Below are 10830 nucleotides of genomic sequence, written 5' to 3' on the forward strand. Positions count from 1 at the left end.
ATGAGCCACCTGCGCCTCGCCCTGGCGCTGGACAAGCAGAACAAGTACAAGGAAGCTCTGCCGGAGGCACAGAAGGCCGCCAGCCTGGCCGATCCACAAGATAGCGTCGCCAAGTCGGCGCAGGCCGAAGTCGAGCGTCTGCAGAAGCTGACCGGAGCTGGGGGCTCGGCCTCCACGCAGCCAGCGACACCGCCGAAACCGTAGTCGTACCGTGGCCGGGCGTGGCCCGCGCCCGCCGGGAAACACATGGAGCAGCAGGAAATCTCGGTGCTCGAGCAGGTCCTGGGACATCGTTTCCGGCGTCTCGCGCTGCTGGAGCAGGCCCTGACCCATAGCTCGCACGCCCACGAGTCGGAGACCCGCACCCAGCCGGGCGCCGGCATCCCCGACAACGAGCAGTTCGAGTTCCTGGGCGACGCCGTCCTCGGCTTCGTCACCAGCCAAGTGCTCTTCGAACGCTTCCCTGCCTTCCACGAAGGACAGCTTTCCAAGATGCGGGCTCACCTGGTGAGCGCGCGCCACTTGGTGCGCGTCGCCCGGGAGCTCGACCTGGGGCGCTACCTGCGTCTGGGACGCGGCGAGGAGCGCAGCGGCGGCCGCACCAAGACCGCCCTGCTGGTGGACGCCCTGGAGGCGGTGCTTGCCGCGATGTACCTGGACTCGGGCCTGGAGTCCCCGCGGCGCTTCATCGTCGAGCACATCCTCGAGCCCGAGCTCCAGCGCCTGCAGCGCGAAGGCGGCGCCGTCCTGCCGGTCACCGATCACAAGTCCGCTCTGCAGGAGTTCCTGCAGGGCAGCGGACGTCCCCAGCCGCTCTATTCCGTCATCAGAGAACAGGGGCCGGAGCACAACAAGACGTTCACCGTCGAAGTACGGGTGAGCATGGGCTCCAACGGCGCAGGCGAGTACGTGACCCAGGGAGAAGGACCCACCAAGAAACTGGCCGAGCAGCGTGCCGCCCGCCAGGCGCTCGAGCAACTCCGCACCCAGCCCGGCGCAGCGGGGCGTGCGGAATGAGCGACGTCCCCCCGACATTCCCTGCAGCCGAGCCCGCGCCTGCGGTTTCCGCTCCGCCGGAGGCCGCCGCATCGGCTTTCACGCCGTCGGCGGAAACCGATCTCCTGGGCTCGCTGCAGTCGCTGAGCGTCACCATCGTGATTGCCGTGTTCGTCATCACTTTCCTGCTGCAGGCTTTCCAGATCCCGTCCGAATCAATGGAGAACACCCTTCTCATCGGCGATTACCTGCTGGTGGACAAGGTGCATTACGGTCATGGCGGCGTCTGGGGAAAGATCCTGCCCTACCGCGACATCCGGCGTGGGGACATCATCGTATTCCGTTATCCCGTGCATCCCGCACAACATTTCGTGAAGCGGGTGGTGGGCGTGCCCGGCGACCGCGTCCGCCTGGTGAACAAGCGCCTCGTGGTGAACGGGCTGCCGCTCGATGAGAACTACGTCGTGTACAACAGCCACGGTCCCGATGCCTATCGCGACGACTTCCCCTCGCCCGACCACGCGGGCGGAGCGGTCGAGGCCCGCTGGTGGCTGGAAATGCGCCGCTACGTACGCAACGGCGAGCTCCTGGTGCCGCCCGGCTCCTACTTCGTGCTGGGCGACAATCGAGACGAGAGTCTCGACAGCCGCTACTGGGGGTTCGTGCCCCGCGAGAACATCATCGGACGCCCGCTGATCATCTACTGGTCGGTGCGCCATCCCGACGCCGACGGCGTGCTCTCCTCGGATGGTACACTGTCGCGTTTCGCGTACGTGCTGACCCACTTGTCGCACATCACCCGCTGGGATCGCACGTTCCGCATCGTGAAGTAGCCGGGAGACACAGGCTTGCCCAAGATCGTCGCAGAACCCGAGAAGGCGAAGTCCAAGAAAAAGAAACCGGAAGAGACGCCCGCGGAATTCATCCAGTCGCTGGCCGGCGTCCTGGTCACCGGCCTGTTCATCATCACCTTCATCCTGCAGGCCTTCGAGATTCCTTCCAGTTCCATGGAGAACACCCTGCTGATCGGCGACCACGTCTTCGTGGACCGGGTGGTGTACGCGCCGCCCACCCGCTGGGTGGGCCCGCTGTTGCCCTATCGTGGCGTCAAGCGTAACGACATCGTCGTCTTCCTGTCGCCCGCCGAAGCCGGGCTGTTCGTCGTCAAGCGCATCATCGGCGTCCCCGGCGACCGCATCCACCTGCAGGACGGCAAGCTGTACGTCAACGGCCAGCCGCAGAACGAGCCCTACGTCATCCGCAGCCGCGGCGATTACAACCCCTATCGCGACAACTTTCCCAGCGTGCCGCCCAACATGGCCACCAGCATCACCCCCGGGTGGCACCTGCTGATGCGCAGCCAGGTCCAGGGGGGCGACCTGGTGGTCCCGCCCGACAGCTACTTCGCCATGGGCGACAACCGCGACATAAGCTACGACAGCCGCTACTGGGGCTTCATCCCCCGCGAGAACATCATCGGCCGCCCCATGTTCATCTACTGGTCGTTCCAGACGCCCCCGGGGCAATATCAGAAGACCAGCATGGGGGAGCGGTTGGCCTTCATCGGCAAGGTGGTCATCCACTTCTTCGATCAGACGCGCTGGCGGCGGATGCTCAAGTTGGTGCGCTGAGATGTCGGTCGTCCCACTGCCGGACATCGAGGGCAAAGACCCCGTTGCCCCGCCGCGTCCTCCCAGCCGGCGCGGGCGGGTGATGCTCGCCCTGCTGCTGACCGTCTTGCTCGCCCTCTTCGTGCCTCCCTACGTCAACCTCCAGCGTTTTCGCGGCACGCTGGAGAGCTCCATCGGAGGCGCGCTCGGACGCCGCGTGACCATCGGCGCAGTCCACCTTCGCCTGTTGCCGCGCCCCGGCTTCGACTTCGACAACTTCACCGTGTACGACGACCCCTCCATCAGCAACGAGCCCATGCTGAGAGCCGACAGCGTCACCGCGTCCTTGCGCCTGGCCTCGCTGTGGCGCGGAAGACTGGAGATCGCCAGCCTCAGCCTGCGCGACGTCAGCCTGAACGTGGTCCGCGCCGGTGACGGCAGCTGGAACGTCGAAAGTCTGCTGGCCCGCGCCTCCCAGGTCCCCAGCGCCCCCACCGCCCTGCCTCGCGCCGAGCAACGCCCGCGTTTCCCGTATGTCGAAGCCGACCGAGGCCGAATCAACTTCAAACTCGGCCAGGAGAAGAAGGCGTTCGCCCTGATGGACGCTGAGTTCTCTCTGTGGCTGGCGCAGGAAGACGAGTGGAACCTGCGGCTGAACGCCCGTCCGGTACGCACCGATTTCAATCTGAGTGACACCGGCCGGCTCCGTCTCAGCGGCACCTTCCGCCGCGCCGCCTCGTTCCGCGAGACCCCGCTCGATCTGCGTCTGACCCTGGAGCGTGCCCAGCTCGGCCAGCTCACCATCCTGGTGTACGACCGTGACCGCGGCTGGCGCGGCACGGCGAATGTCACCGCCCAATTGTCCGGCACGCCGGCGAAGCTGCAACTCGTACTCGACGCCGGCGTGGAAGACTTCCGCCGGTACGACATCATGAGCAGTGGCGCCTATGGCCTGCGCGCGCGCTGCACCGGCACCTATTCGGTGGATACCACCACGCTCTCCGACATCTCCTGCGCTCTGCCCACGGGCAACGGGCAGGTGAGCCTGCGCGGTGAAGTGCTTCGCCTGTTCGCGGACCGGCAATACGACATCAGCATCGCCACCCGGGACATCGCGGTCCAGGAGCTGGTCCGCTTCGCTCTGCATGCCAAGCGTGACCTCCCGCTCGACCTCGTTGCCGAGGGCAACGTAGACGCGGCGTTCACCTTCGACACCAAACCCGACCCCTCGCGCCTCCAGAGCTGGATCGGCGGCGGCAGCACCAATGGCCTAGTGCTGCGCTCCAAGACCCTGGGTCCGCCGCTTGAGCTGGGGCAGATCAGGTTCAACGTCGAGCCCGCAATGAACGGAAAACCGCGCCGCGGGTGGCCGCCGACCGAGCGCCCGCCGCTGCACCTGGTACTGGCGCCCTTCGTGGTGGATCTCGGGGCGCACGCGCCCGCCATTGTGCGGGGCGTCGTGACCCGCGCCGACTACGCCCTGGCGGTGGAAGGCGACGCCGACCTCGTGCGGCTGCTCAACGTCGCCCAGGGATTGGGGATTCCGGCGCCGCAGCGCGAGGTCACCGGCTCCGCCCACCTCGACCTGGAGGTCCGGGGCGCCTGGGCGGGCTTCGGAGCGCCCTTGCCCATCGGCTCCGTACAGATCAGGAATGCCACCGTGAACCTGGCGGCCGCCAACGCGCCGCTGCGCGTCTCTGCCGCTTTGATCTCGCTTGCGCCCGACGGGGCCTCTGTGAGCAACTTCAATGCGGCGTTCGAGGGCGTCCACAGCACGGTGGAGGGTTCGGTGCAGATCCCGCGTCACTGCGACTTCGGGCCGCAATGCCTGGTGCGCTTCGATCTGCGCGCTGACGAGCTTAGCACCGACGGTCTCAATCGCCTGTTCAACCCGCAGCTCCGCAAACACGCCTGGTACCAGTTCGTCGGCGGTTCGAGCGAAGCTGGAGGATGGCGCAAGCTGCGCGCCGAAGGACACATCGCCGCCGGGAAGTTGCAGCTCAAGTCCGTGATCGCCAGCCGCGCCTCGGCGGAGGTGAAGCTCTCCGACGGCCGCCTGGAGCTGAGCAACGCCCGGGCCGACCTCCTGGGCGGCAAGCACCAGGGACGCTGGCAGGCCGATTTCACCGCTAACCCGCCGTCGTACTCCGGCACAGGAACGCTTGACGGCGTTGCGCTGGCGCAAGTCTCCGCCGCCATGCACGACAACTGGGCCGCAGGCACGGCAAACCTCGGTTACAACGCCAACCTGGCGGGATGGAACGCGAGCGAACTGGGGGATTCGCTGGCCGCCAAGCTCGATTTCCAGTGGCGCGACGGAGTCCTGCGGCACGTCGCCCTGCGTGGCGAGCCCTTGCGCTTCTCCCGACTGCGCGGCCACGCCGAGCTCGACGATGGCAAGCTCACCTTCAGCGCCGGCAGCATGGAAACCGCTTCCGGCATCTATCAACTCGAGGGGACGGCTTCGCTGGCGCGCGAGCTCGACCTGAAGCTGGCGCCTAAGAGCGGCCCGGCCATCGTCATCGGTGGCAGCTTGCAGAAGCCGCGGGTCACCGGCGGGCCGGCGCCTCCGCGCGTCGCGTTGAAACGATGAGACTGCACTCTCTGCCGACCGCTCTTGCACTCGCCGGCTTTCTTCTCTTGTCGGCGGGCTTCGCGGTTCCCGACCATGCCGTCAGTTGCGAAGCCAAGCTCCAACACATCCGGCAGAACGCGGTCACGGCGCAGCCTGACCCCAAGCCGACGGTGCTCACCGAAGACGAGATCAACGATTACATCGCCGCCGGCAAGGTGCAGCTTCCCAAGGGAGTGGAGAGCGTGCGTTTCAACGGCGCTCCCGGCGAAGTCACTGCTTACGCCAAGGTGGACTTCGACAAGCTCACCGAAGGAAAGTCGATGAATCCCTTGATGGCGGCGCTGTTCACCGGCGTCCACCACATCGTGACCGTGGCCGACGCCCGCGGCGCCGGCGGCGTGGGCGAGATCCACGTCCAGTCGGTGACCCTCGATGGCACCACCATTCCCCGCGCGGCGCTGGAATTCCTCATCGAGCACTTTGTGAGGCCGAAGTATCCAGGCGCCGGCCTCGACAGCCGCTTCCGCCTCGGCTACCGCATCGACACGGCAGAGGTGGGCACGCACAAGCTGACGATTCGACAGAAGTAGCAGTGGGGGCAAGAACCCTAGTGGCTACTGGCTACTGAACCGTGGCCAGCCGTTTGGGCTTCTCCTCGTGGGGCTGGCCGAAGTCCACTTCGACCAGCGGGTAGCCCTTCTCTTTCCAGCCGAAGAAGCCGCCCAGCAGCGGGCGGACGCGCCGGATTCCCTTGGCCCTCAGTTGCCGCGCCACACGGGCGCTGGTGGCTTCGTTGGGTCAAGTGCAATAGAGGACGATGTCGCGGTCGCGCGGGATCTCCTGGTGGCGCTGCTCCAGTTCCGCCGGCGCCATGCGCAGAGCGTTGCCGATGGTGAAGGGATACGCCAGGAAATCCAGCGGGTGGCGCAGGTCCACGATGAACACATTCTCGCCGCAGTCCAGCTCGGCGTTGAGTTCCTCGGGCGTGACGCGGCTGACCTCGAGTTCCTTGAGGAAAGCTTTGCGCTGACGATAGCGAGAATAGACATAGGCCCCGATCGCCGTCAGCAGCAGCAGGAGCAGGATATGCCCGAGGTGGGCGAGTGCGGCGGCGACGTCTTCCACCTGGCGGCTGAACGCGAAGCCAATGGCGCCGAAGGTGAACAGCCAGAGCAGGGTCCCGAGGAAGTCGAAGAACAGGAAGCGCCCCAGCCCCATGCGCACCACGCCCGCCATCGGCGTCGAGGCCACATTCAGCCCGGGGACGAACTTGGAGACCAGCAGGGTGCGGGAGCCGTAACGACCAAAGACGTCCTCTGCACGGCGCACGCAGGAATCCGGTTCCAGCGCGATGCGGCACAGCCAGTTGAGCACTTTGGCGCCGCGCCGCTTGCCCAGCGAGTACCACAGCAGATCGGCGGCCAGGCAGGCGATCGCCGAGCCCAGCAGCGCCCAGCCGGCGCTCATGTGGTCCATGCCGACCAGCACTCCCGCGCCCAGGAGCATGGGAACGGCGGGAAGCGGCAGCCCGGCCTGCTCGGCAAACACCCAGAGGAACAGGACCACGTAGCCGTGCTGGATCAGGAAGTCGAGGACGTCGCGCATGACGTTGGTGAGATTCACCAGAATGGCAATAGATGCGTTTTTCTTCCGGAGCTTTACAACCGGTTGATCATGGAGGCGACGTAGCCGGCGCCGAAGCCGTTGTCGATGTTGACCACGCTGACATTGGAGGCGCAGGAATTGAGCATGCCCAGCAGCGCCGCCAGGCCTTCGAAGGAGGCGCCGTAACCGACGCTGGTGGGCACGGCGATCACCGGCACCCGCACCAGGCCTCCGACCACGCTGGGCAGCGCGCCTTCCATGCCGGCGCAGACGATCAGCACCCGCGCCCGGGTCAGGGAGCGGCGATGCGCCAGCAGCCGGTGGATGCCCGCGACCCCGACGTCGTAGATGTGCTCCACCTCGTTGCCCATGACGACCGCCGTGACCACCGCTTCCTCGGCGACGGGGATGTCGCTGGTGCCGGCGGAGACCACGACGATGCGCCCCTTGCCGTATTTCTTACGGTCCTGCAGAAGCACAATGGCGCGGGCCAGCTCGTGGAACTCGGCCTGGGGCGCGGCCTCGAGCACAGCGTCGTAGTGCTCGCGGCGGGCGCGGGTGGCCAGCACGTTGGTCCTGTGCCGCGCCAGGCGGGCGAAGATACCCGCCACCTGTTGCGGCGACTTGCCCGACGCCAGTACCACTTCGGGCATGCCGGCGCGCAGCACCCGGTGATGGTCCACCTTGGCGAAGCCCAGGTCTTCGAACGGGAGGTGGCGCAGGCGCGCAACCGCCTCGTCGGGCGAGAGCCTCCCGCGGCGGACGTCGAGGAACAGTCTTCTGACCTGGTCTGCTTTCACGCGAAGAGGAATCCTAAATGCTCGCGGGGTTGGAGGGCTAGGCCAGCATCCGCTTCCTGGGGGTGCGGACGCGGCGTACGATGTCGAAGTACATCTTTTTCGCCGAACCCGGCGCCGTCACCTTGCGGAAGTAGAGCGAGCGGATCCAGCGCTTGGAGAGCCGCCCGGCGACGTAGGCGTCGTAGAGCTCGCTGCCCAGCATCTGGCCCAGGCGCGAGGTCACGAAGACGAAGCGCTGGTCGCGGTAATGGATGCCTTCGCGCAGCAGCTCCGGCATCTGGAAGTAGTAGCGGTGGTTCGCCTCCCAGTCCTTGTGCAGGACCAGGAAGTCGATCATCTGGATGAATTCGAGGTAGCTGTACTCCGCGAGGTCCGCGGCTTCGGGTGTCTGGGCGTAGAAGGCATAGAGATCGGTCTCGCGCGCGGGTGGACGGCCGGGGTTGAGGACGCGGCATCCGAAGCCGGCCAGCGCCTCCTCCAGGGTGCGGCGGTAGAAGTCCTGTTCTGCCTGCGCGTGCTCGTCGTCGGGCGCGGAGTTCTCGGTGAGCTGATGCGGCCATCCGGAGCAGGCGGAGTGCAGGAAGCGGGCCGCTTCCTCGGCGCCGCCGACCATCTGGAACTCCCGTACCACGACGGCGTTGATGCGTGGCAGGTAGGCGCAGCCGTGTGCATCCAGGCGCGCGTTCACCGCACGCTGCTCCACTTCGCTGGCGTGCTTGCGCGAGAGCAGGCGCCGGAGATGCTCGTCCGACGGTACGCTGTACACCTCGGGCATCTGGTCCACGAGGTAGCGCGGCTGGGTGCCATTCTGCGCAGCATAGCTATCGATGTGAAGGAAGCGCGTCAGGGCCTCGACCAGGTTGTACATGGTCGGCTCCAGGTCGAGGGTGGAAGGCCGCTCCTGTCGCCAGCGTTCCAGGCATTGGCGGTAGCTTTCGTACTTCTCGAGTGGCGTCGCATTGAAGGCGCAGACCACGCCGTCGCTGACCTGGGCGGCTTCGACGCGGTCGGCCTGCTCGCCGGCGGCTTTCCAATAGAGTTCGTCCACGTTCTGCAGGACGGTGAGCGGGCGGGCGCCGGGCATCCGGCAGCGCACTTGCTCCGGCAGGTGGTTGGGAGCGAGATGCGATTCGCCGAACAGCGCCACGATCAGCGCCTGGGGATGGAAATCGCGGATCTCGGAAAGTTTGGCGGCGGCGTGGCGGTCCCGGGCAGCGATCTTCCGGAGGTCGTCGCGGGGTGGACAATCCAGCCCATAGGCCGCGGCCCCGGAGCGCTTTGCCGCCTCGAGCACGCGCAGGAACGGCTCCCACTCGTAACTCCATTCCTGGTCGTAACGGATGCGCTGACGAAGTTCTTCACTCTCGATCTCGCCGGCGAGCCATTCGTCGAGGATGTGCTGGTCGCGAGTGAAGATGAACTCGACGCCGAGGGCGACCGGGCGTCCGGAACGCGCCGCGGCTTCGACGATCTGGGCAGCGAATTCCTGCGAGCGGGGCAGCGCGTGGTAGTCGCCGATGAGAAGCAGGTCGGAGGAGCGCAGTCTTTCCTGCAACTCTTCGCCGCTGAGGACTTTCTGGTAGGAGCGATAGGCCTGGGCGAAGTCGCGGATGTATTTGCGGCGCCCGTTGGGGTCGGTGGCGTGGATCTCGCGCTGCAATGCGGCCAGAGCGTGCAGTTGGCCCGCGCTCCGGCGCCGCGATCGGATTCCCGCCGATGTCGCCATACTCACCGCTGCAAGTCACTGAAAGTCAAAGACTTGCTTGACTTGCCCCTTTCCGACTCCCTATCCTCGGTGGGGCCTTGAGCCCCTTACTCTGTTGGATGGCGTGCGCGACATGAAGGCAGCCCCCCAGAACCTGACCATCGCGAGCACCGGCGCCAGCGGTTCAGTGTTCCTTCGTCACCTGCTGCTGGCGGTGGAGCGCGACAGCCGGGTCCACAGGGTGAACCTTATCGTCTCCGACAGCGGCTTACGAGTGATTGCCGAGGAACTGGGGGTGAAGGGACGCACTCGCCTGGCGGAGAGGCTGTTGGGCCAAAAGCCGAAGAAGATCGAGCAGCAGAACAACGACGACATTGGGGCCAACGTGGCCAGCGGGTCGTATCCGACCGACGCGATGGTGGTGATCCCGTGCAGCATGGGGACACTGGCACGGATCGCCAATGGGACGGCGGACCACTTGATCGAGCGGGCCGCCGATGTCTGCCTGAAGGAGAAGCGCCCACTGGTGCTGTGCGTGCGCGAGACGCCGCTGAACCCGATCCACATCCGCAACATGGGACTGGCCGCCGGCGCCGGCGCCAGCATCTATCCGCTGATCCCCACCTTCTACAATAAACCGCAGGACTCCGACGCCATGGCGCGCGAGTTCTGCAACCGGCTGCTGGCGCACATCGGGCTGCCGCAGGCGGGCGCGTATCGCTGGAAATCGTGATTTGCACCGATCCAGCTACTTGACTCCGAAAATTCTTCCGTACTAATGTGCGCCTACACCGGAAAGGAGGTGGTCCGATGAGTTTGGAAAGCCATAGTAAATCGAGACCTGGTGAGGTGGCTGAGGCTTAGGGCGAACGCTCTAGACCTTGCAACTTCCGGCTGTTACGGAGGATGCCACGGCCACGATTCATAGAGTGGACCGCCTCAGGCCAATCCCAACAGCTTACCGGCGGAGCGCAATGCTGACGGGCATTGCGCTCCGCGCTTTTTGGGAGATGCACCCGACGGCCGTATCCACCGCGGATCAGCCGATCTGGGGAGCGACGCGAACGCCGGAGTCGCGCTCCTGGGCGGCGCGCAAAATCTTCTCTCCCAGATTCCGCCTCACCCACATCGTGACCCCTGGGACGCGGAGAAATCGCAATTCGTAGCCACTCATCATCCAGCGGTCCTTGGGCTGGATCTCCAACTCTCCCCAAGGAATGAGCAGGGGCGGATGTCCCACGCGAAAGAAGAAGAGCACGGCGACATACAGTCCTTGAAGATCAGCGCCGAAGGTGACGCAGCCGTTGTAGTGGCTGAGATAGCGCATGTTGATACTCTGGAATCGCCACTTCTCGCCTTGGAAGGGCTGGGTAGCGCGGTACTGCTCGGCCAACCGCGACCAACCGCTGAGGCGCGCTACGAGCTGCATCACGAGACATCCCCAGCCAACGACAAGCAACGGGACCACCCACGGGTAGGCGCGGAGGAATTCATCCACCGGATCCTTGGCGATTGTGCTCATCATGGCTGGTTCCGCTG

At 65.9% G+C, this 10830-nt stretch carries 12 protein-coding genes; 7 read left to right on the forward strand and 5 right to left on the reverse strand.

Annotated features, from left to right (window positions below):
• From VMS96_08205 to VMS96_08230, 6 genes are all read left to right on the forward strand, one after another.
• Positions 1–204 (forward strand): hypothetical protein (locus tag VMS96_08205; protein ID HVP43402.1); only part of this gene is annotated, 204 nt, incomplete at its 5' end.
• A 42-nt stretch (positions 205–246) separates the two neighbouring features.
• Positions 247–1017, forward strand: coding sequence for a ribonuclease III (gene rnc / locus VMS96_08210; GenBank protein HVP43403.1), 771 nt, complete (start codon positions 247–249; stop codon positions 1015–1017).
• A complete protein-coding gene (lepB, locus tag VMS96_08215) occupies positions 1014–1829 on the forward strand; it encodes a signal peptidase I (protein ID HVP43404.1) in 816 nt (271 codons plus the stop codon). The genes rnc and lepB (VMS96_08215) overlap by 4 nt, the downstream gene beginning before the upstream one ends.
• Positions 1830–1844: 15 nt before the next feature.
• Positions 1845–2627 carry a signal peptidase I gene (gene lepB, locus VMS96_08220; GenBank protein HVP43405.1) on the forward strand — a complete coding sequence of 261 codons (783 nt, stop codon included), beginning with the start codon at positions 1845–1847 and terminating at the stop codon, positions 2625–2627.
• A 1-nt stretch (position 2628) separates the two neighbouring features.
• Positions 2629–5199 carry an AsmA family protein gene (locus VMS96_08225; GenBank protein ID HVP43406.1) on the forward strand — a complete coding sequence of 857 codons (2571 nt, stop codon included), beginning with the start codon at positions 2629–2631 and terminating at the stop codon, positions 5197–5199.
• Complete coding sequence (locus VMS96_08230) at positions 5196–5771, forward strand: hypothetical protein (protein ID HVP43407.1); 576 nt, start codon at positions 5196–5198, stop codon at positions 5769–5771. Before VMS96_08225 ends, VMS96_08230 begins: the two co-directional genes overlap by 4 nt.
• Positions 5772–5802: 31 nt before the next feature.
• On the opposite strand, the gene VMS96_08235 is transcribed toward VMS96_08230, so the two are convergent.
• Genes VMS96_08235 through VMS96_08250 form a run of 4 tightly spaced genes read right to left on the reverse strand, consistent with a single transcriptional unit; the run spans position 5803 to position 9312 of the window.
• Complete coding sequence (locus VMS96_08235) at positions 5803–5955, reverse strand: hypothetical protein (protein HVP43408.1); 153 nt, start codon at positions 5953–5955, stop codon at positions 5803–5805.
• A 24-nt stretch (positions 5956–5979) separates the two neighbouring features.
• Positions 5980–6786 carry a VTT domain-containing protein gene (locus tag VMS96_08240; GenBank protein ID HVP43409.1) on the reverse strand — a complete coding sequence of 269 codons (807 nt, stop codon included), beginning with the start codon at positions 6784–6786 and terminating at the stop codon, positions 5980–5982.
• A 53-nt stretch (positions 6787–6839) separates the two neighbouring features.
• The gene (larB, locus tag VMS96_08245) at positions 6840–7586 is read right to left on the reverse strand and encodes a nickel pincer cofactor biosynthesis protein LarB (GenBank protein HVP43410.1); all 747 of its coding nucleotides are present in this window, start codon (positions 7584–7586) and stop codon (positions 6840–6842) included.
• Between the two features lie 37 nt (positions 7587–7623).
• A complete protein-coding gene (locus VMS96_08250; GenBank protein ID HVP43411.1) occupies positions 7624–9312 on the reverse strand; it encodes a ChaN family lipoprotein in 1689 nt (562 codons plus the stop codon).
• Positions 9313–9424: 112 nt separating this feature from the next.
• Between VMS96_08250 and VMS96_08255 the strand changes: the two genes are divergently transcribed.
• Positions 9425–10024 carry a UbiX family flavin prenyltransferase gene (locus VMS96_08255; GenBank protein ID HVP43412.1) on the forward strand — a complete coding sequence of 200 codons (600 nt, stop codon included), beginning with the start codon at positions 9425–9427 and terminating at the stop codon, positions 10022–10024.
• 306 nt (positions 10025–10330) lie between these two features.
• Here the strand turns inward: VMS96_08255 and VMS96_08260 are convergent.
• Positions 10331–10830 (reverse strand): hypothetical protein (locus VMS96_08260; GenBank protein ID HVP43413.1); only part of this gene is annotated, 500 nt, incomplete at its 5' end.

Source organism: Terriglobales bacterium (genome assembly GCA_035543055.1).
Taxonomy (GTDB): Bacteria; Acidobacteriota; Terriglobia; order Terriglobales; family Acidobacteriaceae; genus JAIQFD01.

Coding starts and splice junctions, on each gene's coding strand:
- VMS96_08225 (HVP43406.1), top strand. CDS start 2,629: ATGTCGGTCGTCCCACTGCCGGACATCGAGGGCAAAGACCCCGTTGCC.
- VMS96_08255 (HVP43412.1), top strand. CDS start 9,425: ATGAAGGCAGCCCCCCAGAACCTGACCATCGCGAGCACCGGCGCCAGC.
- rnc (HVP43403.1), top strand. CDS start 247: ATGGAGCAGCAGGAAATCTCGGTGCTCGAGCAGGTCCTGGGACATCGT.
- VMS96_08240 (HVP43409.1), bottom strand. CDS start 6,786: ATGCGCGACGTCCTCGACTTCCTGATCCAGCACGGCTACGTGGTCCTG.
- VMS96_08250 (HVP43411.1), bottom strand. CDS start 9,312: ATGGCGACATCGGCGGGAATCCGATCGCGGCGCCGGAGCGCGGGCCAA.
- VMS96_08230 (HVP43407.1), top strand. CDS start 5,196: ATGAGACTGCACTCTCTGCCGACCGCTCTTGCACTCGCCGGCTTTCTT.
- lepB (HVP43404.1), top strand. CDS start 1,014: ATGAGCGACGTCCCCCCGACATTCCCTGCAGCCGAGCCCGCGCCTGCG.